The sequence below is a fragment of the Pantoea sp. RIT-PI-b genome (assembly GCF_001187905.1).
Classification (GTDB): Bacteria; Pseudomonadota; Gammaproteobacteria; order Enterobacterales; family Enterobacteriaceae; genus Pantoea; species Pantoea nemavictus.
In genome coordinates this window covers 39,924-66,461 of the sequence record NZ_LGIS01000015.1, presented here as the reverse complement: position 1 = coordinate 66,461, position 26,538 = coordinate 39,924, and the positions used below count along the sequence as shown (strand labels likewise).

The window sequence follows — 26,538 nt, the reverse complement described above, 5'->3', positions numbered from 1 at the left end:
TTGTGCGTCATTTTCCAAAAAAAGTGTTCTAATCCCAAAATTAAGACAAAGTTTATGCCGGTAAGCTCGGTACAGACATTTTTAGCAAAGTAAAACCCGGCCGGGCTAACTGGTAAGCGGCTGTTCATCGTGGAATAATTATCGACTATGAAGGGAAAAGCGACCGTTACACACACAAGGACCCGTCACAACGGCACTGCGCATCCGTTGTCATTCCGCTGGTCCGAAATCTCCCTGAGTCTGCTTCTGGCGGGCACACTGTTAATACCTGCTGCTGCTCGCAGTGCGGATGATAGCAAAACGCAGTTGAAGTCCATTCAACAGGACATTGCCGAGAAAGAGAAAAGCGTTAAAGCGCAAAAACTTCAGCGCAGTAAACTGTTGGACCAGCTGCAAAGTCAGGAAAAGGTGATCGCGCAAGCTAGCCGTCAACTGCGGGAAACACGCAATAGCCTGAGCACGCTTGATGGTGAAATTGCCCAGATTACGTCATCAATTTCTCGTCTGGAAAAGCAGCAAGCACAGCAGGAAAAACTGCTGGCGCAGCAGCTTGATGCCGCCTTCCGTCAGGGACAACACAACGGTTTGCAGTTACTGCTCGGTGGTGAAGAAGCTCAACGCAGCGAGCGTATTCTTGCCTATTTCGGCTATCTCAACGCCGCACGTCAGAAAAACATCGACGATCTCAAGCAAACTCAGCAGCAATTGGCCGAACAGCGTCAGGCATTACAAGGTAAGCAAGACCAACAAAAATCCTTGTTAGCTCAGCAGCAAACGCAACAAGACAAACTGCAAGTGGCCAGCGCAGCGCGTAAGAAGACGCTCAGCGTGCTGGAAAGCTCGCTAGAAAAAGATCAGGCCGATTTGGTTGAGATGCGCGAGAACGAAAGCCGTCTGCAAAGCAAAATCGCCAAGGCTGAACGTGAAGCGCGTGAACGTGCCGAACGCGAAGCGCGCGAGGCCGAGAAGGTGCGCCAGCGTCAGGCGCAGGCGAAAGCCAAAGGATCCAGTTATCAGCCAACGCAGAGTGAACGCGAGCTGATGGCGCGTACCGGTGGATTAGGCAAACCCGGCGGGCAAGCGGTTTGGCCGGTACGTGGACGTATTGAACATCGCTTCGGTGAATCGATGCAGGGCGAACTGCGCTGGAAAGGCCTGGTGGTTGATGCGCCAGAAGGCACCGAAGTGAAAGCCATCGCTGATGGACGGGTATTAATGGCCGACTGGCTGCAAGGCTACGGTCTGGTTGTAGTACTGGAACACGGTAAAGGCGACATGAGCCTTTATGGTTACAACCAAAGTGCACTGGTGAGCGTAGGTGCTCAGGTGAAGGCAGGACAGCCTATCGCCCTTGTGGGCACCAGCGGCGGCCGCGGCACGCCTTCGCTCTACTTTGAAATCCGACGTCAAGGACAGGCCGTCAATCCACTACCGTGGTTAGGAAGATAAGTTTTGTTTCAACCCTTTAAGCTCTCGGCCGCCCTGTGCGGCCTGTTTATGACACTTTCTGCCCATGCGGGCAAACTCTCCATCGTGATCGATGACTTTGGTTACCGGCCGGTTGAAGAGAATAAAGTGCTGCAGATGCCCACGGCAATTTCTGTTGCGGTATTGCCCAATGCGCCACATGCGCGCGCGATGGCCACAAAGGCGCATCAGGGCGGCCGCGAAGTGCTGATCCATCTGCCAATGGCTCCACTCAGTAAACAGCCGCTGGAGAAGGACACGCTGACGCCGGAGATGAGCAGCGCCGAGATCGAGCGCATCATTCGTGAAGCCAGTGGCAAAGTGCCCTACGCGGTTGGGCTGAATAATCACATGGGCAGTAAAATGACCTCCAGCCTGCCCGGGATGCAGAAAGTGATGCAGGTGCTCAATCACTACAACTATTACTTTCTCGATAGCATGACGATTGGTAACAGCCAGTCGATTCCGGCAGCGCAAGGCACAAACGTTAAAGTGCTGAAACGTCGGGTATTCCTCGATGATAGCCAGAACGAAGCCGCCATCCGCACGCAATTCACCCGCGCAGTGAAGCTGGCACAGCGCGATGGTTATGCCATCGCCATTGGTCATCCGCATCCTACAACGGTGCGCGTACTGCAGCAGATGTTGCCGTCCTTACCCGCCGATATTACGCTGGTGCGCCCAAGTCAGCTGCTGAATGAGCCGCTGCATCACGGCTCAACCTCGTCGCCTGCTAAAAACCTACCACTACCAGATTCACGTTTCCGCGCGCCGGGCGTGTGTAAGGCTGGCAAGCCGTTGCCGCCGGTGCCACAGAGCCGGGTATGGCAGGTACTGGAAGAGAGCATCGTAAACAGTTATGTTGCGCATCAATTGAGCCAGCTTTTTTAAGATTTTCGCCGAGGCCCGGTGACGTCAAACTGGGCCAAAGTACCGCTCTGCTCAGTGAAAAATGAAACTAATAAATTGGGCGCAGGTCATACAGGTTTCAGTTGGTTAATTTTAATGATGATGGAATGAATTCTAATAATGCGTAAATTGTGGAAAATAAAGGCACTTGATAAAGCGATCAGGTTGTACATGCTGGTGAAAGGCAATCCACTGCAAACACCACCCGACCTGGCGAATATCGATGCCCGTCATGTTGTTATTTTCTCTACTACCGCATTAGGTGATTTTCTCTTTAACTCCCCCGCAATAAGAGCAGTGAGACAGCGCTATCCCACAGCGATCATTACCCTTGTCGCCCATCAGAAGTTTGCTGATTTTTTAAAAGATGGCGAAGACTGGGATAATTTAGTTTTCTGGAATAATAAAGCCATCACTTTGCCTGACATGCTTAAAAATTTAGGCAAGTTTCCAAAACCTGATTTAATGCTGCTTTTACACTCACACGAACCTTACGACTATATCGCGGCACTACTCGCGGGCTCGAAATGTATTATTAAAGATAACTATGTTGACCATTTCGCTTATCGTGACAAATGGTTATCAAGATATCAGATTGATTTTCGCGGTCACATCATTGAGCGTAAACTCTCATTAGTAGAGGCCTTAGGATGCGACAGCTCAAATATTGAAATGAAGATGCCCTTTCCGATCGCTGAGAAAAAGGTTAACAGCTCACCCCTTGTTGGATTTCAACTGGGAGCATCAACAACAGAACGTTGCTGGGCACCGCAACACTTTGCATCAGTAGCCAGTTCATTATTCATAACGCATGCAGGCTTAAAAATTACGCTTATCGGTGGTCCAGATGATAAACACCGTGCTGAAACATTTCTCCAGCATTTGCCGGAATCTTTTCATTCTCGAGTGAGTAATCGTGTCGGGAATACCAGCCTGCCTGAACTAACAGACCTGCTGAATAATCTGGATGTGCTATTAACTGGCGACACGGGTCCTTTGCATATTGCGGTTGCGATTAAAACCCCTACGGTTGGCTTGTTTACTACCGCAAATCCCTATGCAACCGGCCCACTGCAGAATCCCGAACTGCACGATATCATCCATATTCTTCCGGACAAGGATCGCCAGAATAGCGCACATATCATGGATGTTATTGAACCCAGTATGGTAATTGAAAAACTATCACATAGGCTGGCTTTAAAAGCCCAAACTAAGCATTAATATTTATTACTCGAATAATAAGGTTTAATATCGGAAACTCTGCTTTCCGATATTAATCAACTGATTCTCTTATCATCGTTCGCCTAGAATCCTCAGATCTTTCATGGCGCAGATAATATCATCTACTTCGATGCTTGAAACTGGATGATGTTTATCCCTGGTATAGAGTTGGCGAGCGGTATCGTATCCTGGTCCCCAAACCTTACTATTCACGAATTCACCGTGGAGATCATTACCATAAAGGCTGACCAACGGTTTTTTCCATGCGGCGGCAATGTGGACAATTGCGGTGTCAGGAGAGATCACCATGTCTGCTAAGCGAACGATTTCACATGCGCCGGTCAACGTGGGATAAGGATTGATGATCGCATCCAAATGCGTCAACTGCTTAATCCTGGCCGGATCGCCAACCACAATAACCTCTACCTGCTGCCATTCTTGTTTAACTCTTTCAATCAGTGCATTCAGTTGTGACAGCGACATATCCCGGCGCGGATCGGCAGCATAGGGATTGATAACAATCTTATATGGCGCTGATATGCCCGACATAAATTCATGAATCTCACTACGTACCGCGTCAGGCACATGAATGTCATAATCGGTACTAAAGGCGATAAAATCAAAACTTTCCATTAGCAACTGATAACGCTCAGTTACGTGGCTGGAATATCCGAGATAATCTAATGACTTATTATAGATATTAAAGCCTTTTTTATTAAATCCAACCACATTACTGGCATTCAACGTTTTAAGTAACAGCAAGTGGAACGGGGAAATTTTATCCCCCATATCGATAACAACATCATAGTTATTTTTCGCCAGAGCCTTAGCTTGCTCCAGCTTATGTTTGTTATCCTTCCCCACCACATAATACTTATTCACATAGGGATTAAATTCGATGATTTTGGCATTATTTTTCCCTGCCAATACGTCAACGACATATCCTGCACGCTTAAACTCACGGAATAGTGAGGTTGAAACCACCATATCGCCAATTTTATCGTCATCGCGTAAGAAAAGTACGGATTTACGCTCTGAAATCGCAAACTGTCGCTTTGAGCGATGATCCAATATCAGCCGTGCAATATGCAAGCGCAACGCTTTCATCAAATAATTACGCTGACGGTTAAGCGCACGCAGTTTGGCGAATTTTTTCTTCTTATCCACGGCTGATTTGTCCGGCATCTTGTGGGAAATGTAATAAGGTTTCAAGCTGAATAAAAACATCCTGCGCAGCAATCGAGGCCAGATTGTTATCCTGCGCTTTAAGTTCATGCTGGTTCTTACCATATCCGCCAATCAATCCCGGATCGGTCGGCCCAAATAACGTGATATTTGGGCGGTCCAGCGCTGCGGTCAGATGACTTAAACCGGTATCCACCGAAACCACCGCACGCGCGCCTGCTAATTGCTGCGCTACCTGCTCAAGGGTTAATTTCGGCAGCACCTCAACATGTTCAAAGCCTTCCGCCAGGCGCTGCGCGCGCTGATGCTCGTGCTCTGCGCCCCACGGCAACTTTATGCGCAGGCCCGTTGGCTGCACTAATTCGATCAACTCGCGCCAGTGTGATTCCGGCCAATGTTTGTTGTCGCGCGTAGTCGCGTGCAGAAACACCAGATAGGGCTGCGCATCATGCGGCAGCGTTGACAGGAAATGATCGGCAATGGCGTAGTCACCCTGGGTAGCGGGCTTTGCATAGCCGAGGCTCTTAGCAAACAGCTCACGCGTGCGTTCTACGGCATGCTGTTGCTTGTCGATTTCATGACGCTTGTCGTACCACCAGCTAGCAAAAGGCTCGCGTGCACTGCGGCTGTCCTGGCCGTGTTTCTCACCTTTTGCCAGACGTGTGACCAGCGCGGCGCTTTTGATCAAGCCCTGCGCATCAAGCACCACATCATATTCACGTGATTGCAGTTCCCGCTTGAAGCGCACGCGCTCTTCACGCTGCTGGCTGCCAAACCAATGCTTGCGCCAGCGGCGAATCGCCACAGGCAACACTTTATCCACAGCGGGATGCCAGCTCGGGATTTGGGCGAAATTCTCTTCAACGACCCAATCGAACCGAATGCCTGGAATGGCCTGCATCGCATCAGTGAGCGCCGGTAACGTATGCAGCACGTCTCCCATCGAGGAGGTTTTAACAATCAAAACGTGCATTTCTACTCCTGCACCGGATACAGCAACGCGCTCAATTCCTGATGAACACGCGCCGGCTGAATATCAATCAGGCTTTGGTGATAACCCTGCTCGGCATCGCCTTTGCGGACTTTGTGATAGCCGGTGATCAAACGAATAATGCGAGCATGCTGGGACAACGGCGGAGTGAAATCCGGGCTGCTTGGGCCATACAGCGCCACTAGCGGACGATTCAGCGCAGCTGCAATGTGCATTAAACCCGAATCGTTACTGACTACGGCGGCGCAGTTCGCCAGCAGAATCACCGCTTGCTCCAGTTGCGTATCGCCAGCCAGATTGCGGCAATGTACACGTGCCGCTTCCGACAGCGTTTGAATAATGGTATCGCCGGTTTCACGATCTTTCGCCGAACCGAACAGCACCACCTGATAACCTTCGCCAATCAACTGTTCTGCCAGCGCGGCGTAATGGTAATGCGGCCAGCGTTTTGCCGGTCCGAACTCGGCGCCCGGGCAAAAACCGATGACCGGACGATCGGCTGACAGGGCAAACTGCGCCGCCGTCATGCGTTTCTCATCGTCATCAACACGCAGTTGCGGCCATAGCAACGGCTGCGGCAGTTGCTGGGCTGAAGCGAGCGGTTTGTCGTAGCCGAGCGCAACATAGCGCTCCACCATCAACGGAAACGCCGCTTTATCCAGCACGCGTACGTCATTCAATACGCCATAACGCATCTCGCCGCGCCAACCGGTGCGACGTTTGATTCCGGCAAAAAACGGCACCAGCGCTGATTTGAAGGAGTTCGGCAACACATAGGCGCGGTCATAGCCGCTCGCCTGCAGGGTTTTCCCCAAACGGCGCCGCTCACCCAGCGCTAATGCGCCATGCCCGAGCGGCATCGCCAGTGCCTGGTTCACTTCCGGCATGCGCGACAGTAACGGGCGGCACCAGGCCGGCGCCATCACATCGATCACCGCCTCAGGATGCTCAGCCTTGAGCGTGCGATAGAGACTTTGCGACATCATCATATCGCCGACCCATGATGGGCCAATAACCAGAATTTTCATCGCTGGAGCCGCTTTCCTTATGCGCTACGGTTTAGCCAGGCCATGTATTCGCCCACGCCTTGCGCGACGGTTTTAAATGGCTTGTCGTAACCGGCTGCACGCAGATTAGTGAGATCGGCTTGAGTAAACGCCTGATAGCGACCTTTCAGCTTATCCGGGAATGGAATGTACTCAATCTGGCCTTTCTGATGGAAGTTCAGCACCGCATCCGCCACTTCCTGGAAAGACTCGGCACGGCCGGTACCGCAGTTATAAATACCGGATACGCCGTTTTCCCAGCACCACAGATTTACGGCAACCACGTCATCGACATGGATAAAGTCGCGGCGGAAGCCATCGCTGCCTTCGAACAACTTCGGATTTTCATCATTGCCGATCTGCGTATTGAGATGGAACGCCACGCTGGCCATGCCACCTTTATGACCTTCACGCGGACCATAGACGTTGAAGTAACGGAATCCGCATACCGGTGATTCGGCTTCTGGCAGAATCTGGCGCACATAGTGATCGAACAGCATTTTTGAGTAGCCGTAGACGTTCAGCGGCTGCTCGTACTGGCGCTCTTCGATGAAGTTCTCATTGCGGCCACCGTACGTCGCGGCAGAAGAGGCGTACAGGAACGGGATTTCACGCTCCAGACAGAAATGCAGCAGATCTTTCGAGTACTGATAGTTGTTATCCATCATGTACTTGCCATCCCATTCGGTCGTTGCCGAGCAAGCACCTTCATGGAATACCGCTTCGATTGGACCCAGATCTTCGCCAGACATGATGTAGCTGAGGAACTCCTCTTTATCCATGTAATCAGCGATATCGAGATCGGCCAGATTCACGAACTTGGTGCCATCCTTCAGATTATCCACCACCAAAATGTCGGTAAGACCGCGGTCGTTCAGCGCTTTAACAATGTTGCTGCCAATCATGCCAGCGCCACCGGTTACGATAATCATATGCTTTGCCTTTAAAGAGTTGGGGTGCAACAGGAGGTTTCACCCACGAATGCCTAACATCATAACATTTCAGCCAGACGCAGGCAGCCAGATGACTCCGGAAGCGTTGCACAAATCCTGTCCGCAGCGTGAACTATGCTGCAAAACCGAGATATTGATGGCTGAAATATCGTCTATTCGCTTTTCGATCAGTAATATGTGCCAAAATTTTGCTATCTGAGGAGCAGAATCATGTCCAGTCAGTTTTATTCGCAAATTCGTCAACAGCTTGAGACAACACGTCACGACGGATTGTTCAAACAAGAACGCACCATCACGTCGGCGCAGCAGGCGGAAATCAACGTCGCTAATAGCCCGCCCGTCATCAACTTTTGCGCCAATAACTATTTGGGTTTAGCTAATCATCCGGCATTAATCCAGGCGGCGAAAGACGGCATGGATTCACATGGCTTCGGCATGGCCTCAGTGCGCTTTATCTGCGGCACGCAAGACATCCACCAGCAGCTCGAGCACAAGTTAGCCGAATTCCTTGGTATGGAAGACGCCATTCTGTTTTCCTCCTGCTTTGATGCCAACGGCGGCCTGTTTGAAACGCTGCTCAGCGCGGAAGACGCGATTATTTCGGATGCACTCAATCATGCATCGATCATTGATGGCGTGCGTCTGTGCAAAGCGCAGCGCTTTCGTTATGCCAACAATGACATGAGCGAACTGCGCGCACGCTTGCAGGAAGCACGCGACAAAGGCGCGCGTCATATCCTAATCGCCACCGACGGCGTGTTTTCTATGGATGGCGTGATTGCCAATCTGCAGGGGATTTGCGATCTGGCGGATGAGTTCGATGCACTGGTGATGGTTGATGATTCGCATGCAGTGGGCTTTGTCGGCTCGGCCGGGCGCGGCACGCACGAATATTGCGGCGTGATGGATCGCGTCGACATCCTGACCGGCACGCTGGGCAAAGCGCTGGGCGGCGCATCCGGTGGTTATGTGGCAGCGAAGAAAGAGGTTGTGGAATGGCTGCGCCAGCGCTCGCGCCCTTACCTGTTCTCCAACTCATTGGCGCCGGCGATTGTGGCTGCCTCGCTGCGCGTGCTGGAATTGCTAAGCGAAGGCGATGGTTTACGCCAGCGACTCTGGGAAAACGCGCGCTTCTTCCGCGAACAAATGACCGCCGCTGGTTTCACACTGGCTGGAGCCGACCACGCCATCATTCCCGTGATGCTGGGCGATGCCAAAGTGGCGCAGCAATTCGCCAGCCTGTTACAGCAGGAAGGCATTTACGTCACCGGTTTCTTCTATCCGGTGGTGCCGCAAGGCCAGGCGCGTATCCGTACACAAATTTCGGCCGGACATACACAGGCACAGCTGGAACACGCGGTTGCCGCCTTTACGCGCATTGGTCAGCAGCTGGGCGTTATCGCTTAAGGAGCAAGGACATGAAAGCACTCGCCAAATTAAAAGCTGAAGAAGGCATCTGGATGGTCAACGACGCACCGATTCCGGAGCCGGGCCACAATGACCTGCTGATTAAGATCCGCAAAACCGCCATCTGCGGCACCGACGTGCACATCTATAACTGGGACGACTGGTCACGCAAAACCATTCCGGTACCGATGATCACCGGACACGAATATGTGGGTGAAGTGGTGGGCATGGGGCAGGAAGTGAAAGGTTTTGCCATTGGCGATCGCGTCTCCGGTGAAGGCCACATCACCTGCGGTCATTGCCGTAACTGCCGTGCGGGACGCACCCATTTATGCCGCAATACGGTCGGTGTCGGCGTCAATCGTCAGGGCTGCTTCGCCGAATATCTGGTGATCCCGGCTTTTAATGCTTTCAAGATTCCCGACAATATCTCTGATGAGCTGGCGGCCATTTTCGATCCCTTTGGCAATGCGGTTCACACCGCGCTTTCGTTTGATTTAGTCGGTGAAGATGTACTGATTTCTGGTGCCGGCCCGATTGGTATTATGGCGGCGGCGGTGTGTAAACACGTCGGCGCACGCCATGTGGTGATCACCGATATCAATGAATATCGCCTCGAGCTGGCGCGTAAAATGGGCGTAACGCGTGCGGTTAATGTGGCGCAGGAGAATCTGCGTGACGTGATGACCGAACTTGGCATGACCGAAGGCTTTGATGTTGGACTGGAAATGTCCGGTGCGCCACCCGCGTTTCGTACCTTGCTGGACGTCATGAACCACGGCGGCCGAATCGCGCTGCTGGGAATTCCACCGGGCGAAATGTCCATTGACTGGAATCAGGTGATCTTTAAGGGGTTATTCATCAAAGGCATTTACGGCCGTGAGATGTTTGAAACCTGGTACAAAATGGCCGCACTGGTGCAGTCTGGCCTCGATCTGACGCCAATCATCACCCATCGTTATCACATTGATGCGTTCCAACAGGGCTTTGATGAGATGCGTTCGGGGCGATCCGGCAAAGTGGTATTGAGCTGGGATTAATCGCGCGGTGTAGCGTCCTGAGTACCTAAACGGTATAAAGGGCGCTCTTACTGGCCACTCATTTGGACGTGATATGCGCATTTTGATGATTATTGATGGTTTACCGGGCGGCGGCGCGGAAAAAGTCGTGTTAACCCTGAGCGAATCGATTCATAAAATGGGACATCACGTTACGCTCTACTCACTCGATGAAACCTGCGCCTATGCGCTGCCTGAAGGCATTGAATATCGTGTGATTACCTCACCCAGCAGTGCGCCGTGGCGCAAGCTGACCGAATTGTCGCGTCGCGCTAATAAGCTTGATGAAGTGTTACGTCAGGATGAGGCGCAGAACGGCAAGTACGACCTGGTCATTTCCAATCTGCATAAAACTGACCGCATCGTTGCGCGCAGTAAAGCTATCGATGCAGCCCGCTTGTGGTACTGCATTCATGGCGTGCTCTCTTCAACCTATTTGGGACACCGTAAAGGACTCAACTACTGGTTGAAAAAGCGCAAAATGGCCGGCATTTATCAACAGCGTAATATCACTGCTGTGTCGCAAGCCGTGCTGGATGACATGGTTGATGTGATGGATGTGCACCCCGCCAAAACCGCCGTCATCAACAATCCGTTTGATTTACAAACATTACGCGCGCGCGCGAATGACGCCTGCGATCTGGCTGGCAGTGAATACCTGATCAACGTGGCGCGCATCCATCCGCAAAAACGCCAGGATCGTCTGCTGGAAGCCTTTGCGCAATCTGGACTGGCATCTCGCGCTAAGCTGGTGCTGCTTGGCACCGGCACTGAAGAACGCATTGCCGCAGCGAAACAGCTGGCACAAACGCTCAACATTGCCGATCGCGTGCTATTCCTCGGTTTTCAATCCAACCCGTTCCCATACATCAAACATGCGCACCTGATGGTGATGAGTTCGGACAGCGAAGGTTTTGGCAATGTGATCGTGGAGTCTTTGATGCTTGGCACGCCGGTAATCAGTACCCGCTGCCCGGGCGGTCCAGAGGAAATTCTGGTCAAAGCCGGCATGCCAGAAATGCTCACCGAGATTGATGCGGGCGCATTAGCCCGCAAGATGGTCGAGGTTTATGACCAACTGCCGGAAATAAATGAAGAGGCACTTAATCAATACGATGTGACGGCCATCAGCCGTCAATATGTCGAACTCGCGTCACGTTAACGCTGCTGCAATTGCTGCCACGCTTGCCAGACCGTTTCTAGTGAGATATCACGACACTCGCCCGAATCGGTCTGCATAATTTGATACTCCCCCGACCACGGATGCCATTGGCTGGCGTCAGTATCGCCAAAGAAAACTACCTGTTTTTTATGCAACCCGGCGGCAAGATGCATCTGCCCACCATCGCTACACAGAATCTGCTCACAGCGATCAAAACCTGCCACCAATTCGCGAACCGATGCGGTGGGATAGCGCGCCACCCGCGGTGAGTTTACGCATTGCATCAGCTCATCGCTGCGTGCCGCATCTCCTTTATCATTGAGATCAAGCGTTCCCTGCGGCGACCAAAACACCAGTACCTGTGCCTGTTCATCCTCCAGCAGCTTATTGATAAAAGCCGCATAGGACGCCACCGGCCAGCGGCGTTTAGGGCTGCGACTGCTGATGTGCACGCCGTAAACTTTGCCCGGTTGGGGGAACAGTGCGCTAACGCGCTTAGCCGCCACTTCACGTTCGCTTGCGGAAAGATAGAGATTGACCGCAGGGACGGCTGGCGGGGTTTGGGTCAGCGCTGAGAGATACGAATAGGTGTGTTCAACCTGATGCTCGCCACGGAAATCGCTTTTCTGGAAAGGATGATCAAGCTCGGCATCAGTCTGAGCCGCGCCAATTACGTTGCCTGCACCGGCCATTTTCGCCAACCGCAGGCTATATTTGCACGGCACAGGATTCGCCAGAATCGTGGCATCAAAGCGTGTTTTACGCAGCGCCAGCATGACCTTCACGCGCTGCCAGTAAACGCCCAGCGTGGTTTCGTTTTTACTGCGATGCTTGGCTTTCTTATAAACATATAAGCGATCAACATGTGGATTATGGCTCACCACATCCTCAGCAACTTTGTTCACCAGCAGCGTCAGCTTTGCATCGGGAAAAGCCAGTTTCAAACCTTCCAGTAGCGGCGTGGTACACACCATATCGCCAATGTTGTCGCGCCTAATCACGAGAATATTTTTCATGCTGATGCCCAGATTGAGGAGTTTTTATCGAACGCTCAGCGTCGACAAACTCTTAAAGATGCAGGAATGCTAACGAGCAAAACGCTTTTGACCATTATTGTGTAATAAGTTCTGAGTTCCTTACTAATAATTAACCTCATAGATACGTAAATTATTAGTTAAGCCATGTCGAATAAAACACCATTACTCACTGTCATCACACCTATGTTTAATGCAGGTGCGATGTTTGAGTCTTTCATGCAGTCGCTGCTGGCACAAACATTAACCTCGCTGGAAATCATCATCGTTGATGATGGTTCCACTGACGGTTCGGGTGCCCGTGCTGACGCTTATGCGCAGCAATACCAACATGTTGAGGTCATCCATCAGGCCAATGGCGGCGTATCACGCGCCCGCAATGCTGGCTTAGCATTGGCACGTGGCAAGTATGTTTCGTTTCCGGATGCTGACGACACCATGGATCCGGCGATGTATCAAACGCTGGTTGAGATGGCAGAACGCGATAATCTCGATGCCGCACAGTGCAATGCGGAGTGGTTTTTTAAAGCCAGCCAGCAAGTGAAACCTCTGATTCCGCTCGATCGCCTGACCAGCACTGAAGTGCTGAGCGGTCCAGAGTGGCTCAACAAAGCGCTGCAAACGCATCGTTATATGCATGTGGTGTGGTTAGGAATTTACCGCCGCGAATTAATCGAACAGATAAAACTCGATTTTGAGCCAGGCCTGCACCATCAGGACATTCCCTGGACCACCGAGTTCATGCTGAACGCTAAACGGGTGCGCTATACCGACCAGGTGCTGTATTGCTATTACATGCATGATGCCTCTATCAGCAACCGTAAGCGCACCGGTCAGCGCAACGTGGAGTATCAGCGCCATTACCTGAAAATTGCGCAATTACTGGAAGAGATCAATGCACGCTATCGCCATAAAGTGAAAATCTACCCGGCGTTTCACTACCAGATTACCCATGAGGCACTCAGCGTTTGTCACTGTATTCGCCGTGAGCCCGACGAGTCCGCACGCCAGGCGATGATTGCAGACCTGTTTGCCACGCAAACGCACAAACGCATGTTGCGTAACGCGCGCGGCGTACAGCAGTGGTATCAGCTGCTGTTATGGCTGAGCCGGATTTATCGCTGGCGCAGGAAATAAGCGCTACGCCTGGCTTTCACGCCTGTGGGGTTTGCCCTACAATCAGCTGACTGAATTCTGAGATCATTTGAGTATGGCAAGTCCGATTCCAGACCCATTTGCGGCGAAAAACATTCTATTAATCAAGCTACGCCATCATGGCGATATGCTGCTGACTACGCCGGCGATCAATGCGCTTCGCCAGCGCTATCCACAGGCCAACATCGACGTTCTGCTCTATAAAGAAACCTCTCCGATGTTGGAGGCACATCCCGCCATTCGCCAGTTACACATCATCGATCGCAACTGGAAGAAAGAGGGTGGCTGGCAGAAATTCCGTCATGAAATGGCTCTGATTTCCGCAGTGCGCGCCTGCCATTACGACATCGTGATTAACCTCGCCGACCAGTGGCGTAGCGCCATCATTACCGGACTTTCTGGCGCACCGGTGCGCATTGGTTTTGCTTTCCCCAAACGCAGCCACGCTTTGTGGCGCTGGATACATAACCAGCTGGTGAGTACCGACGATCATAACCAGCTGCATACGGTTGAGCAGAATATGGCCGCGCTCAGGCCGCTGGGTATCAGCGCAGCCGGCGCCAAAGCCTCAATGCATTTCAGCGCGGCCGACCAACAGAAAGTGCAGGATGTGCTGGCACAGCATGCGGTACATTCCCCGTTTATTGTGCTTCAGCCCACTTCACGCTGGCTGTTCAAATGCTGGGAAGATGAAAAGGTGGCACAGTTGATTGATGCACTCGCCGCCGAAGGTCGCACTGTGGTACTGACCGCTGCGCCGGACCAGAAAGAGCGGGTGATGATCGCCAATATTCAAGCGCTGTGCCACAGCCCTAATGTCGTGTCTTTGGCCGGTGAACTCTCCTTGCCGCAGCTAGCTGCACTTATTGATGCTGCACAGCTGTTTATCGGCGTGGACTCTGCGCCAATGCACATGGCTGCCGCGCTGGAGACGCCCTGCCTCGCGCTGTTTGGCCCAACCAAACTGCAGCACTGGCGACCGTGGGGCGAGAACAACCGCGTGATTTGGGCCGGTGATTATGGCCCGCTGCCGTCACCAGACGCGATCGATACCAATACGCAACAGCGCTATCTTTCTGCCATTCCCGTTGAGGATGTGATTGTGGCCGCCCGGAGTTTTTTGCATGAGTAAGTTACGCCTGGCTATCGTCCGGCAGAAATATCGTCCAGATGGCGGTGCCGAACGTTTTATTTCACGTGCACTGGAAGCGCTGGACAGCGAGCAGCTCGATCTCAACATTATTACCCGCAGCTGGCAGGGCACGCCAAATCCGGCATGGCATCTGCATATCTGTAATCCGGCTAAATTCGGCCGCATCTCGCGTGAGCGTGGTTTTGCGCGCGCCGCACGCGCCTGCTGGGAGCGGGAAAAGTTCGATATTGTGCAGAGCCATGAGCGCATTGCCGGGTGCGATATCTTCCGCGCTGGCGATGGCGTACACCGCGTATGGCTGGAACAGCGCGCGCGCATTGTGTCGCCCTGGCAGCGTTTAAGCGCCAGCCTAAGTCCTTATCATCGCTACGTATTGCAGGCGGAAAACGAGATGTTCAACGCACCGTCGTTAAAGGCGGTGATCTGTAATTCAGAGATGGTGAAGCAGGATATCTTGCGCAACTTCACGCTCGATGCCAGCAAGATCCATGTGATTCATAACGCCATTGATAGTCAGCGCTTCCAGCCTGCCAGCGAAGCATTGCGCCATGCAGCCCGCCAGCAGCTGAAGCTGCCGCAAGAGGCGACGGTGATGATTTACGTCGGCTCGGGTTTTGAGCGCAAAGGACTGAAGGCGGCGATTGAAGCCGTGGCGAAAAGCGATCGCTATCTGGTGGTGGTTGGTCAGGATAAGCAGCTGTCGCGCTACCAGCAGCTGGCTAATCAGCTTAATTGTCTGGAGCGTTTGCGCTTTGTCGGCGTGCAGCAAGATGTGCAACCGTTCTACCATGCGGCTGACGCGCTGCTGCTGCCAACGCTTTATGATCCCTTCCCTAACGTGGTACTGGAAGCGATGGCCTGCGGGCTGGCGGTGATCACCAGCACCGGCTGCGGCGGCGCGGAATTTATCACCGCGGGGCAGGAAGGTTTTGTCTGCGATGCATTAGATATCAACGCGTTAAACGAAGCAGTAAAAGCCACACCGGCACTTTCACACAATTCTGCCATGGGCGAAGCTGCACGGCGCAGAATTGAACCTTTTGGTCCGCAGCGACTGGCGCAGGCGCTGACTTCACTTTATCAGCAGGTGCTGCAAAGCCGCTGATGAAGGGGTATGAGCAGGTGGCTAGTTTCTGATAACATGCCGCCTTTCATCTGTTTTTTGACGCGATTCTGTCGTAACGGTAACTATGACGACTCTATACACAGCCTTGCTCTACCTGATTCAGCCACTAATCTGGCTGCGCCTGTGGCTGCGCGGTCGAAAAGCACCAGCCTACCGTAAACGCTGGGCAGAACGCTACGGCTACTGTAGCGGCAAAGTCCTGCCACATGGCATTGTGCTGCATTCCGTTTCCGTCGGCGAAACGCTGGCGGCGGTGCCGCTGGTGCGCGCTCTGCGCCACCGCTACCCAACGCTACCGATTACCGTCACCACCATGACGCCAACCGGCTCTGAGCGGGCGCAATCAGCGTTTGGTAAAGACGTGCACCACGTTTATTTGCCTTATGATCTGCCAGGCTCGATCAATCGTTTCCTCGATACCGTCGACCCGCGACTGGTGATCATCATGGAGACCGAGCTGTGGCCAAACATTATTCGCATTTTGCACCAGCGCAAAATTCCGCTGGTGATTGCCAACGCGCGCCTGTCTGAACGCTCGGCCAAAGGCTACAAAAAACTCGGTGGCTTTATGCGTGATTTGCTGCAACGCATTACGCTGATTGCCGCGCAAAACGCCGAAGATGGCGATCGTTTTCTCAGCCTTGGTCTGAAACGTTCGCATCTGACCGTTACGGGCAGCCTGAAGTTTGATATCTCGGTGACGCCAGAGCTGGCGGCCAAAGCGGTGACGCTGCGTCGTCAGTGGGCGTCGCGCCGTCCGGTATGGATCGCTACCAGCACTCATGAAGGCGAAGAAGCGATTGTGCTCGATGCCCATCGCCGCCTGTTGCAGCAATTCCCGGATCTGCTGCTGATTTTAGTGCCGCGCCACCCGGAACGTTTCAAAGATGCCTGCGATCTGACGCAAAAACGCGGCTTCAGCTTTACGCTGCGCAGCAGCGGTGAAATTCCCTCAAGTTCCACCCAAGTGGTGATTGGCGACACTATGGGCGAATTGATGATGCTGTACGGCATTGCTGACCTCGCCTTTGTTGGCGGCAGCCTGGTAGAGCGCGGTGGACATAATCCGCTGGAGCCGGCGGCGCATGCCATTCCGGTGCTGATGGGCCCGCACATCTGGAACTTCAAAGATATCTGCGCCAAATTGCAGCAGGCCGAAGGGCTGATTACCGTCACTGACGTGGTATCGCTACAGAAAGAAGTCGCGAACTTGCTGCAGGATGACGATTATCGCCGCTACTACGGCCGCCATGCAGTAGAAGTATTGCATCAGAATCAGGGCGCATTACAGCGTCTGCTACAGTTACTCGAACCTCATTTACCGCCGCGAGCTCACTAACTCATGTCGCAACGCCAACGTCTCTCTGTGGTGATGATCGCCAAAAACGAAGCTGAACTGCTGCCGGAGGCGCTGGCTTCCGTCAGTTGGGCTGATGAGATTGTGGTGCTGGATTCCGGTAGTACTGATAACACCGTACAGGTGGCACGCGATCACGGCGCGCAGGTCTTCCAGGCTGAAGGCTGGGAAGGGTTTGGCAAACAGCGTCAGCGCGCGCAGGCGCATGCGCAGGGCGATATGATTTTGATGATCGATGCCGACGAGCGCGTCACGCCAGAACTGCGTGATGCCATTGAGCAGGTTCTCATCCAGCCCGCTTCGGATAACGTTTACAGCCTCGGGCGCAGTAATCTGTTTCTTGGTCGGTTTATGCGCCACAGCGGTTGGTATCCCGACCGCGTAATGCGCCTCTATCCGCGCAAGCTCAATTACAACGACAACCTGGTACACGAATCACTCGAGACGCAAGGTGCGCCAGTGGTGAAACTGGTGGGCGATCTGCAACATCTTACCTGTCGCGACCTGATTGCGTTTCAGCGTAAACAGATGAATTATGCCGAAGCCTGGGCGCAGGAGCGTTTTCAGCGCGGAAAACGCTGCGGGCTGTTCTCCATCTTTAGCCACACGCTCGGCGCGTTTGTAAAAACGCTGCTGCTGCGCGCCGGTTTTCTCGACGGTAAACAGGGCTGGATTTTAGCGGTGGTCAACGCGCAGTACACCTTCAACAAATATTCGGCGCTGTGGGCGCTGCATCACACCTCAACACAAGGTCGCGTATGAGTACGAAAGCGATTTATCCCGGCACCTTTGATCCCTTTACCTTGGGTCATCTGGATATTGTGACGCGTGCAGCGAAGATGTTTAATCACATCGTTGTGGCGATTGCCGCCAGTCCGAGTAAAAAGCCGTTGTTCAGCCTGGATGAGCGCGTCGATATGGCGCGTCAGGTAACTGCGCATTTATCGAATGTGGAAGTCATTGGTTTCAGCGATTTGATGGCGAATTTTGCCCAGGCACAGAACGCTAACGTGCTGGTGCGCGGTTTGCGTGCGGTATCAGATTTTGAGTATGAGCTGCAGCTGGCGCAGATGAATCGTCACCTGTTGCCAACGCTGGAGAGTGTGTTTCTGATGCCGTCAGAAGGTTTCTCCTTCGTCTCTTCTTCGCTGGTAAAAGAAGTGGCGCGCCATGCCGGTGACGTGCAGGCATTTCTGCCTGACGTAGTGCATAAGGCGTTACTGGCGCGACTGGCTCAGCCTTAACTCAGTGCTGGCAGCGTGGGCACCAGAAGGTACTGCGCTGGCCATGCTTGCCGCTGACAATCGGCGTACCGCAGGCTCGGCAAGGCTCACCGGCGCGACCATAAACCTGCAGCTGCTGCGCGAAGTAGCCGGGTTTACCGTCGGTCTGCAGGAAATCACGCAGCGTGGTGCCGCCCTGCTCAATCGAGCGCAGCAATACCGCTTTGATGGTGTTAACCAGCAGCTCCGCGTCCTCCTGGCTCAAACTCATCGCTGAACGATCGGGCAAGATCCCGGCGGTAAACAGCGACTCGCTGGCGTAGATGTTCCCGACGCCCACCACAACCTTGTTATCCATCAGCCACTGTTTAATCACTGTGCGTTTGCCGCGCGACTTTTCAAACAGGTATACACCATCAAATTCGCTGCTTAGTGGCTCTGGTCCAAGATGCGCCAGCACACTGCTGCCTGCGAGGTCGTTGCTCCATAGCCAGGCACCAAAACGCCGTGGATCGGTGTAACGCAGCACTTTGCCGTTGCTCATCACCAAATCGACGTGGTCATGTTTGGCTGCGGGCTGTTCAACGGGTAGCACACGCAGGCTGCCGGACATGCCGAGGTGAATGATGATCCAGCCATGCGGCAGTTCGAGCAGCAGATATTTGGCGCGACGCTGCACGCTCAATACCGGTTGGTCGCTTAACGCGTGAATTTCATGCGAGACCGGCCAGCGCAAACGGGGATTACGCACTACCGCATGCAGAATCGTGGCACCAACCATGTGGGGTTCGATACCGCGACGACTGGTTTCTACCTCAGGTAATTCAGGCATCTCATCTCCTCAACGAATCGCAGAAACAAAAAACCCGGCCGAAGCCGGGTTTTTCTCAGAACACTAAAATTACTTAATTTTAGCTTCTTTGTAGAGAACGTGCTGACGTACAACCGGATCGAACTTTTTCAGTTCTAATTTCTCTGGTTTAGTACGTTTGTTCTTCGTGGTGGTATAGAAGTGACCTGTACCAGCAGAGGAAACCAGCTTGATCTTCTCACGAATACCTTTAGCCATGATTCAGTTCCTTAGTACTTCTCACCACGGGCGCGGATTTCGGTCAGAACCGTATCGATGCCCTTTTTATCAATAACACGCATACCTTTAGCAGATACACGCAGAGTAACGAAGCGCTTTTCGCTCTCAACCCAGAAACGGTGAGAGTGCAGGTTCGGCAGGAAACGGCGTTTCGTCGCGTTCATTGCGTGGGAACGGTTGTTACCCGTTACCGGACGCTTTCCAGTTACCTGGCAGACTCGTGACATTTCTATTCTCCAAAAATCAAATCAGCTCGAGCTTTAAAAACTAGGTTTTGGCCGCCTCGTCAGGCCTTAGCCCGCCCAGGCGAGTTCCATGTGAACCCGCTAAGCTGGCCCAAACGCCAAACCCGAGATTCTCAAAGGTGGCGTAGTATACGCCGCTCAGCCTGAGTGCTCAAGTCCCGAACAGATAAAGATCCCTCTGGATCGCGCAAAAATGCCTCATTTCTGTTCAATTGAATCGCTGAATTACAACCAACCACGCTCAGCGAAAGAGGTAAACTCGCCGTGACCGATCACCAAATGATCAAGTAAACGGATATTAAGCAGCGCGCACGCCTGGCCAACTTTACCGGTGATATCACGATCTGCCCGGCTGGGTTCGGCAATGCCGGAAGGATGATTGTGCGCCAGAATGACGGCCGCTGCGTTGAGTTTCAGGGCTTCGCGCACGATTTCACGCGGGTGCACCTCCACGCTGGCAATCGACCCTGAAAACATCTTCTGCGCCTGTAATACGCGATGCTGATTATCAAGGAACAGTGCCATAAACACTTCCCGCTCCTCATGCGCCAGCACGCTCTGCAGGTAATGGCGTGTCACCTGTGGATTTTCCATCACATTTTCCCGCGCCAGCTGGCTGGCAAAGAAACGCCGTCCCAGTTCAGCTATCGCATACAGCTGCGTCATCTTAGCGCTGCCCACGCCCTTAATCTGTCCAAGCTCCTGCTGGCTGGCCGTCATAATGCGATAGAGCGAGCCAAACTCGTTCAGCATCTGATGCGCCAGCAACAGCACGCTGGTGCTGCTGGTACCGGTGCGCAAGAAAATCGCCAGTAACTCCGCATCACTCAACATCTCCGCGCCCATTAACAACAGTTTTTCCCGTGGTGCCAGTTCCGTCATGCGTTGTTCTCCCTGCGTTGTGGCGATTCTGCGCCTCTGCCACTCGTCGTGCCAGCAGACAAAACGCGATTTCAGAGGCGGCTCGCAAAGGCCGCAGGCAGTGAAAAGGCGAGCTAAAGATTTTGTGATAAAGTTGCCTGCATCTGCCGCCATTAATGCGGCAATCTGCTTTAAGTTGAGGCGAAGAACATGACGGGATTAGCCGGTAAAAAAATTCTGCTGGGCGTGAGCGGCGGCATTGCCGCGTATAAAGCGCCGGAGTTGGTGCGTCGACTGCGCGATCGCGGTGCAGATGTGCGCGTGATGATGACCGAAGCGGCCAAAGCCTTTATTACGCCGCTGAGCCTGCAGGCGGTTTCCGGTTATCCGGTATTTGATGACCTTCTCGACCCAGCAGCAGAAGCAGCAATGGGCCATATTGAACTGGCGAAGTGGGCTGATTTGATTGTGTTAGCCCCCGCAACTGCCGATCTGATTGCCCGCGTCACCGCCGGCATGGCGAACGATCTGGTCACCACGGCGTGTCTCGCCAGCGATGCGCCTCTCGCGATTGTTCCCGCCATGAATCAGCAAATGTACCGTGCAGCGATAACCCAGGAGAATCTGCAGCATCTGCATCAACGCGGCGTGCTGATTTGGGGACCCGACAGCGGCAGCCAGGCCTGCGGCGATATTGGTCCTGGCCGCATGCTCGATCCGCTGGCGATTGTGGCGTACGCATTAGAATGGGCTGCGCCCGTCAACGATCTGCAACATCTCAACATTATGATCACCGCCGGCCCAACCCGCGAAGCGCTCGACCCGGTGCGTTATATCAGCAATCACAGCTCAGGTAAGATGGGCTTTGCGATTGCCGCCGCCGCGGCAAAACGCGGTGCGAAGGTGACGCTGGTAGCGGGCCCGGTTGCGCTTTCAACACCGCCAGGCGTTCAGCGCGTAGATGTCGACAGCGCATTAGAGATGGAAGCAGCTGTGATGGCGCAAATCGGGCAACAACATATTTTCATTGCCAGCGCAGCCGTGGCAGACTACCGGGCGGCCACGATTGCCGCAGAGAAAATCAAAAAACAGGGTGGCGATGATAACGTCACGCTGCAGTTGGTGAAGAACCCCGATATTGTCGCAGGCGTAGCGGCGCTGCAGGAAAATCGCCCTTACGTTGTGGGATTTGCTGCTGAAACCCAGAATGTGGAAGAATACGCGCGGCAAAAACGGGCGCGAAAAAACCTCGATCTGATTTGTGCCAATGATGTGGCGCAGGCGGGTCAGGGCTTCAATAGCGACACCAATGCTCTTCACCTTTTTTGGCAGGAAGGAGAAAAAGTCTTACCGCTCAGTGATAAGACGCTCCTTGGCCAACAATTAATAGACGAGATTGTCAGCCGTTATGATGAAAAAAATCGACGTTAAAATTCTTGATGCACGCGTGGGCAACGAATTTCCGCTGCCAACCTATGCAACCTCTGGTTCCGCTGGTCTCGATTTGCGCGCCTGCCTGGATGACGCACTGGAAATCGCACCGGGCATGACCACGTTGGTACCAACAGGCCTGGCGATTCACATCGCCGATCCTGCGCTTGCCGCCGTCATTCTGCCGCGCTCTGGCCTTGGCCATAAACATGGCATCGTGCTGGGCAATCTGGTCGGTTTAATCGACTCCGATTATCAGGGACAGCTGATGGTTTCCGTCTGGAACCGTGGTCAGGACAGCTTCACGCTGCAGCCGGGCGACCGTCTGGCGCAGCTGGTCTTCGTGCCGGTGGTACAGGCCGAATTTAACCTGGTGGAAGATTTTGACACCAGCGACCGCGGTGCGGGCGGATTCGGTCACTCAGGCCGCCAGTAACACGCGACACTTTTCGCTTAGCCATCTTTTTATTTCTTGTCGCCACGGGCCGCTTTGTCTGTGGCAGATGAGGCAGTATTGCCTGTTTTTGGTGAATTTCAGGGGTGTTGAAGGTCATGGCAGAAAAAAAAGTCGCGAAACGGAATCGTCGCGAAGAGATTTTGCAGGCGCTGGCGCAGATGCTGGAGTCGGGCGATGGCAGTCAGCGCATCACCACCGCGAAGCTGGCAGCCAATGTAGGCGTTTCAGAAGCGGCGTTGTACCGCCACTTTCCCAGCAAAACGCGGATGTTCGATAGCCTCATCGAGTTTATTGAAGACAGTCTGATTACCCGCATCAATCTAATCCTGAAAGATGAAAAAGAGACGCTGACGCGACTGCGTTTAATCGTGCAGCTGATTCTGGGATTTGGTGAGCGTAATCCGGGGCTGACGCGCATTTTGACCGGCCACGCACTGATGTTTGAACAGGATCGCCTGCAAGGGCGTATCAATCAGCTGTTTGAACGTATTGAAGTGCAGCTGCGTCAGGTGATGCGCGAGAAGAAAATGCGTGATGGCGAAGGTTTTCAAAGCGACGAAACGCTGTTAGCGAGCCAGCTGCTGGCGTTCTGCGAAGGATTGCTGTCGCGCTATGTGCGTTCCGAATTCCGTTTTCGCCCTACCGCGGATTTCGATAGCCGCTGGCCGCTGATGGCTGCGCAGTTGGTTTAAAAGAGCAGGTCAGCATGAATGGCGACCCTACAGTGTAGGGTTGCCATTCATGGCAACCTCATTACCGAACGCACAATTGCCGAATAATTAAATCCCGTACTCTTTGCGATACGCGCGCACTTTCGCCAGATGGTCAGCCATCTCTGGCTTCTCTTCCAGATAATCAATCAACTCAGCCAGCGTAATAATGGCGGTGACTTTACACTTGTAGTCACGCTCCACTTCCTGGATGGCTGAAATATCGCTGCGACCACGCTCCTGACGATCCAGCGAAATCAGCACACCCGCTAAAGTCGCGTTATGCGCGCTGATAATATCCATCGATTCACGAATCGCGGTGCCGGCGGTAATCACATCGTCCACCAGCATCACTTTGCCTTGGAGCGGGCTGCCCACCAGCAAGCCACCTTCGCCATGATCTTTGGCTTCTTTGCGATTGAAGCAGTAAGGCACGTCGCGCTCGTGATGATCGGCCAGCGCCACCGCGGTGGTGGTGGCAATGGGAATGCCTTTATACGCCGGGCCAAACAGCAGGTCGAAATCAACTCCGCCATCCACCAGTGCCTGCGCGTAGAAACGGCCCAGCAGCGCTAAATCGCGGCCGGTATTAAACAATCCGGCGTTAAAGAAATAGGGGCTAATACGACCCGACTTTAGGGTGAACTCACCAAACTTCAGTACCCCTTTGTTCAGGGCGAATTCAATAAACTGACGCTGCCAGGCTTTCATTTCTCACTCCTCAAATAAAGAAAAGGCGACTCTAAGGTCGCCTGTTACATCAATTCGCTAGCGCTGCTTTTTGCGCCTGAATCAACTGCTCAATGCCGCCTCGCGCCAGCGCCAGCAGCTGCAGTAACTCTTCGTGGCTGAACGGTTCACCTTCTGCGGTGCCCTGCACTTCAATCATGCGACCATCCTCGGTCATCACCACGTTCATGTCAGTTTCAGCGGCGGAATCTTCCACGTATTCCAGATCGCACAGCGCTTCACCGCCCACGATGCCGACGGAAATTGCCGCCACCATACCTTTCAACGGGCTGGCTTTCAGTTTGCCTGCGGCAACCAATGCATTTAACGCATCGGCTAATGCCACGCAGGCACCGGTAATAGAAGCGGTACGCGTGCCGCCATCGGCCTGAATCACGTCGCAATCCAGTGTGATAGTAAATTCACCTAAGGCTTCCAGATCCACTGCGGCGCGCAGTGAACGCGCAATCAGACGTTGAATCTCCAGCGTACGTCCGCCTTGCTTACCTTTAGCCGCTTCACGCGCCATGCGGCTGTGGGTAGAACGCGGCAGCATGCCATATTCTGCGGTAATCCAGCCCTGACCTTTGCCTTTAAGGAAACGCGGCACACTCTCTTCAACGGTGGCGGTGCACAGCACTTTGGTTTCGCCAAACTCAACCAGCACAGAGCCTTCTGCATGTTTGGTGTAGTGACGAGTAAGGGTGACGGGACGTGTTTCTGATGCACTACGGCCTGCTGGACGCATGGTTTCTCTCCGGCTTGCTTAGGTTTGGCTGCGCATTATACGGACTTCATGCGCGGCTGTCCTGCCCGCGATCGGCGCAATCCCGGATGAAATTCCGCTGTGGCTGTGGCTAAATGCGCGTTTCCTCCCTAAAAAAGATAAACGATGATAGCGATACTGCATTTTCTGCTGGCGCTGGTGGTAATCTTTGCCCTTGCGCTGTTGGTCAGCCATGACCGCAAACGGATTCGTCCGCGTTTTATTATTCAACTGCTGATCGTAGAAGCGGCGCTGGGTTGGTTTTTCCTGCATTCTGCCGGTGGCCAATCCGTGGTTACCGCCGTCGGCGGCTTCTTCGAAACCTTGCTGACCTATGCCGCTCAGGGTACCAACTTTGTGTTTGGCAATATGGCCGATCAGGGCCTGGCATTTATTTTCCTCGGCGTACTGTGCCCGATTGTGTTTATTTCTGCCCTGATTGGTATTTTGCAGCACTGGCGTATTCTGCCGCTGCTGATTCGTTTCTTTGGCACGCTACTGTCGAAAGTGAACGGCATGGGCAAGCTGGAGTCCTTTAACGCCGTCAGTACCTTGATTCTCGGCCAGTCGGAGAACTTTATCGCTTATAAAGGCATTCTCGGCGATATCTCCGCACCGCGTATGTACACCATGGCCGCAACCGCGATGTCGACAGTTTCTCTGTCGATTGTCGGGGCCTATATGTCGATGATTGATGCCAGATATGTGGTTGCGGCGCTGCTGCTCAACATGTTCAGCACCTTTATTATTCTGTCGATCATCAATCCGACGCGTCCGGAAAATGAAGAACAGATTGCGCTGGATAAGCTGCACGAAGATCAGAGTTTCTTTGAGATGCTGGGGGAATACATTCTCGCCGGTTTTAAAGTGGCGATGATCATCATGGCAATGCTGATTGGTTTTATCGCGCTGATTGCGGCGATAAATGCGCTGTTCGCGGCGGTATTCGGCTACAGCTTCCAACATCTGCTAGGTTATGTGTTCTATCCGTTTGCGTGGCTGGTGGGCATTCCGTCCGCCGATGCGCTGCAGGCAGCCAGTATTATGGCGACCAAGCTGGTGGCGAATGAGTTTGTCGCGATGATTGAGCTGAAAAAAGTCGCCGCTGAGATGACGCCACGCGGGCTGGGCATTCTGTCGGTGTTCCTGGTATCGTTCGCTAACTTCGCCTCTATCGGCATTGTTGCCGGGGCGATCAAAGGTCTGAATGAAAAACAGGGCAATGTGGTCTCACGATTTGGCTGGAAGCTGGTTTATGGCTCAACGCTGGTGAGCCTGCTCTCTGCCGCATTTGCCGGGCTGTTTATCTGATGATAAAGGGCGGCTGAGCGGCCGCCCTTTATTTAAAACGCCACGCACACCAGTGAATCAACACGCATTACGGATTCCTGCTCGAAACGCTTTTTATAGATGTCACGTAATCCGTTAATACTCTCCGAGCTGCTGTGATCGGGATGGTGAATCAGCATCAGCGCCTTACTGTTTTCCCGCGCCAGCTTACCGTTTTCGCCCAGCCACTGTCCCTTCGCGTCATATACCGACAGCCCGTCTTTGAAGCGCGGAGTCACATCGTTATCGACAAATTGTTGCCACTCAAGGCTGCTCACCGTGCCGCCTTTTGGCTTATTCATGCCAAACCACAATGTCGTTTGCATCATGACTTCACCAGAACCGCATACTGCTACGGGTGCCGTGTTGGGCGGAATTTGTTCACGCGGTGTCGAAGGCGCCTGACATCCAGCGAGCAGGAAGGTCAATAAAACCGGGAGAGCCACAGAGCGGAACATCACTTCATCCTCAAG

At 53.3% G+C, this 26,538-nt stretch carries 28 protein-coding genes; 16 read left to right on the top strand and 12 right to left on the bottom strand.

Translation table 11 applies throughout. The annotated features are described in order from the left end of the window. The first annotated feature begins 147 nt into the window (after positions 1-147). The 3 genes from envC (at position 148) to AC790_RS09365 (ending at position 3,597) form a co-directional block, all read left to right on the top strand. Positions 148-1,449 (top strand): murein hydrolase activator EnvC, encoded by a 1,302-nt coding sequence (envC, locus tag AC790_RS09375; RefSeq protein ID WP_049851584.1) that lies wholly within the window; start codon positions 148-150, stop codon positions 1,447-1,449. A 3-nt stretch (positions 1,450-1,452) separates the two neighbouring features. Beyond that, positions 1,453-2,358 (top strand): divergent polysaccharide deacetylase family protein, encoded by a 906-nt coding sequence (locus AC790_RS09370; protein ID WP_007885322.1) that lies wholly within the window; start codon positions 1,453-1,455, stop codon positions 2,356-2,358. Between the two features lie 138 nt (positions 2,359-2,496). Next, positions 2,497-3,597 (top strand): glycosyltransferase family 9 protein, encoded by a 1,101-nt coding sequence (locus tag AC790_RS09365; RefSeq protein ID WP_049851583.1) that lies wholly within the window; start codon positions 2,497-2,499, stop codon positions 3,595-3,597. A 72-nt stretch (positions 3,598-3,669) separates the two neighbouring features. Here AC790_RS09365 and AC790_RS09360 read toward each other — a convergent pair whose 3' ends face one another. The 4 genes from AC790_RS09360 to rfaD are packed head-to-tail and all read right to left on the bottom strand — an operon-like array spanning position 3,670 to position 7,751. Beyond that, positions 3,670-4,764, bottom strand: a complete 1,095-nt coding sequence (locus tag AC790_RS09360; protein ID WP_152929123.1) for a glycosyltransferase family 9 protein — start codon at positions 4,762-4,764, stop codon at positions 3,670-3,672. Then, entirely contained in the window at positions 4,757-5,755 is a 999-nt protein-coding gene (gene rfaC / locus AC790_RS09355; RefSeq protein WP_049851582.1) for a lipopolysaccharide heptosyltransferase RfaC, read from the bottom strand. Before rfaC ends, AC790_RS09360 begins: the two co-directional genes overlap by 8 nt. A 2-nt stretch (positions 5,756-5,757) precedes the next feature. Beyond that, on the bottom strand, positions 5,758-6,801 hold the full coding sequence (rfaF, locus tag AC790_RS09350) for an ADP-heptose--LPS heptosyltransferase RfaF (RefSeq protein WP_049851581.1): 1,044 nt from the start codon (positions 6,799-6,801) through the stop codon (positions 5,758-5,760). 17 nt (positions 6,802-6,818) lie between these two features. Further along, positions 6,819-7,751, bottom strand: coding sequence for an ADP-glyceromanno-heptose 6-epimerase (gene rfaD / locus AC790_RS09345; RefSeq protein ID WP_049851580.1), 933 nt, complete (start codon positions 7,749-7,751; stop codon positions 6,819-6,821). A gap of 231 nt (positions 7,752-7,982) precedes the next feature. On the opposite strand from rfaD, the gene AC790_RS09340 reads away from it, so the two are divergent. The 3 genes from AC790_RS09340 (at position 7,983) to AC790_RS09330 (ending at position 11,399) form a co-directional block, all read left to right on the top strand. Beyond that, positions 7,983-9,179 carry a glycine C-acetyltransferase gene (locus AC790_RS09340; protein ID WP_049851579.1) on the top strand — a complete coding sequence of 399 codons (1,197 nt, stop codon included), beginning with the start codon at positions 7,983-7,985 and terminating at the stop codon, positions 9,177-9,179. A gap of 11 nt (positions 9,180-9,190) precedes the next feature. Then, complete coding sequence (gene tdh, locus AC790_RS09335; protein ID WP_049851578.1) at positions 9,191-10,219, top strand: L-threonine 3-dehydrogenase; 1,029 nt, start codon at positions 9,191-9,193, stop codon at positions 10,217-10,219. Between the two features lie 73 nt (positions 10,220-10,292). Then, a complete protein-coding gene (locus tag AC790_RS09330) occupies positions 10,293-11,399 on the top strand; it encodes a glycosyltransferase (RefSeq protein WP_049851577.1) in 1,107 nt (368 codons plus the stop codon). On the opposite strand, the gene AC790_RS09325 is transcribed toward AC790_RS09330, so the two are convergent. Beyond that, positions 11,396-12,415 (bottom strand): glycosyltransferase family 9 protein, encoded by a 1,020-nt coding sequence (locus AC790_RS09325; protein ID WP_007885309.1) that lies wholly within the window; start codon positions 12,413-12,415, stop codon positions 11,396-11,398. The two genes, AC790_RS09330 and AC790_RS09325, sit on opposite strands and share 4 nt — an antisense overlap. Before the next feature lie 165 nt (positions 12,416-12,580). On the opposite strand from AC790_RS09325, the gene AC790_RS09320 reads away from it, so the two are divergent. From AC790_RS09320 to coaD, 6 genes are all read left to right on the top strand, one after another. Next, entirely contained in the window at positions 12,581-13,570 is a 990-nt protein-coding gene (locus AC790_RS09320) for a glycosyltransferase (RefSeq protein WP_072093415.1), read from the top strand. Between the two features lie 73 nt (positions 13,571-13,643). Continuing rightward, the gene (gene rfaQ / locus AC790_RS09315) at positions 13,644-14,720 is read left to right on the top strand and encodes a putative lipopolysaccharide heptosyltransferase III (protein ID WP_049851575.1); all 1,077 of its coding nucleotides are present in this window, start codon (positions 13,644-13,646) and stop codon (positions 14,718-14,720) included. Next, positions 14,713-15,846 carry a glycosyltransferase family 4 protein gene (locus AC790_RS09310; RefSeq protein ID WP_007885305.1) on the top strand — a complete coding sequence of 378 codons (1,134 nt, stop codon included), beginning with the start codon at positions 14,713-14,715 and terminating at the stop codon, positions 15,844-15,846. Before rfaQ ends, AC790_RS09310 begins: the two co-directional genes overlap by 8 nt. Before the next feature lie 85 nt (positions 15,847-15,931). Further along, the gene (waaA, locus tag AC790_RS09305) at positions 15,932-17,206 is read left to right on the top strand and encodes a lipid IV(A) 3-deoxy-D-manno-octulosonic acid transferase (RefSeq protein ID WP_007885304.1); all 1,275 of its coding nucleotides are present in this window, start codon (positions 15,932-15,934) and stop codon (positions 17,204-17,206) included. Positions 17,207-17,209: 3 nt separating this feature from the next. Continuing rightward, positions 17,210-17,986 carry a glycosyltransferase family 2 protein gene (locus tag AC790_RS09300; protein WP_007885303.1) on the top strand — a complete coding sequence of 259 codons (777 nt, stop codon included), beginning with the start codon at positions 17,210-17,212 and terminating at the stop codon, positions 17,984-17,986. After that, the gene (gene coaD, locus AC790_RS09295; RefSeq protein WP_007885301.1) at positions 17,983-18,468 is read left to right on the top strand and encodes a pantetheine-phosphate adenylyltransferase; all 486 of its coding nucleotides are present in this window, start codon (positions 17,983-17,985) and stop codon (positions 18,466-18,468) included. Before AC790_RS09300 ends, coaD begins: the two co-directional genes overlap by 4 nt. 1 nt (position 18,469) lies before the next feature. Here the strand turns inward: coaD and mutM are convergent, their stop codons facing one another. The 4 genes from mutM to radC form a co-directional block, all read right to left on the bottom strand. Beyond that, the gene (gene mutM / locus AC790_RS09290) at positions 18,470-19,279 is read right to left on the bottom strand and encodes a bifunctional DNA-formamidopyrimidine glycosylase/DNA-(apurinic or apyrimidinic site) lyase (RefSeq protein WP_049851574.1); all 810 of its coding nucleotides are present in this window, start codon (positions 19,277-19,279) and stop codon (positions 18,470-18,472) included. Between the two features lie 69 nt (positions 19,280-19,348). Next, entirely contained in the window at positions 19,349-19,516 is a 168-nt protein-coding gene (rpmG, locus tag AC790_RS09285) for a 50S ribosomal protein L33 (protein WP_003024094.1), read from the bottom strand. Positions 19,517-19,527: 11 nt separating this feature from the next. Beyond that, positions 19,528-19,764, bottom strand: a complete 237-nt coding sequence (rpmB, locus tag AC790_RS09280; protein WP_007885297.1) for a 50S ribosomal protein L28 — start codon at positions 19,762-19,764, stop codon at positions 19,528-19,530. A 243-nt stretch (positions 19,765-20,007) separates the two neighbouring features. Continuing rightward, positions 20,008-20,664, bottom strand: coding sequence for a DNA repair protein RadC (gene radC / locus AC790_RS09275; protein ID WP_007885296.1), 657 nt, complete (start codon positions 20,662-20,664; stop codon positions 20,008-20,010). A 189-nt stretch (positions 20,665-20,853) separates the two neighbouring features. Between radC and coaBC the strand changes: the two genes are divergently transcribed. The 3 genes from coaBC (at position 20,854) to slmA (ending at position 23,223) form a co-directional block, all read left to right on the top strand. Beyond that, entirely contained in the window at positions 20,854-22,074 is a 1,221-nt protein-coding gene (gene coaBC, locus AC790_RS09270; protein ID WP_007885295.1) for a bifunctional phosphopantothenoylcysteine decarboxylase/phosphopantothenate--cysteine ligase CoaBC, read from the top strand. Next, positions 22,052-22,510, top strand: coding sequence for a dUTP diphosphatase (dut, locus tag AC790_RS09265; protein ID WP_007885294.1), 459 nt, complete (start codon positions 22,052-22,054; stop codon positions 22,508-22,510). Before coaBC ends, dut begins: the two co-directional genes overlap by 23 nt. A 116-nt stretch (positions 22,511-22,626) precedes the next feature. Next, positions 22,627-23,223, top strand: a complete 597-nt coding sequence (gene slmA, locus AC790_RS09260) for a nucleoid occlusion factor SlmA (protein ID WP_049851573.1) — start codon at positions 22,627-22,629, stop codon at positions 23,221-23,223. Positions 23,224-23,310: 87 nt separating this feature from the next. Here the strand turns inward: slmA and pyrE are convergent, their stop codons facing one another. Continuing rightward, entirely contained in the window at positions 23,311-23,952 is a 642-nt protein-coding gene (pyrE, locus tag AC790_RS09255) for an orotate phosphoribosyltransferase (protein ID WP_007885291.1), read from the bottom strand. Positions 23,953-24,001: 49 nt separating this feature from the next. Further along, positions 24,002-24,718 carry a ribonuclease PH gene (gene rph, locus AC790_RS09250; RefSeq protein ID WP_007885290.1) on the bottom strand — a complete coding sequence of 239 codons (717 nt, stop codon included), beginning with the start codon at positions 24,716-24,718 and terminating at the stop codon, positions 24,002-24,004. 144 nt (positions 24,719-24,862) lie between these two features. Here rph and AC790_RS09245 point away from each other — a divergent pair, with 144 nt between their 5' ends. Beyond that, a complete protein-coding gene (locus tag AC790_RS09245; RefSeq protein ID WP_007885289.1) occupies positions 24,863-26,047 on the top strand; it encodes a NupC/NupG family nucleoside CNT transporter in 1,185 nt (394 codons plus the stop codon). Between the two features lie 32 nt (positions 26,048-26,079). Here AC790_RS09245 and AC790_RS09240 read toward each other — a convergent pair whose 3' ends face one another. Beyond that, entirely contained in the window at positions 26,080-26,523 is a 444-nt protein-coding gene (locus AC790_RS09240) for a DUF3574 domain-containing protein (protein WP_036619897.1), read from the bottom strand. Positions 26,524-26,538 lie beyond the last annotated feature (15 nt).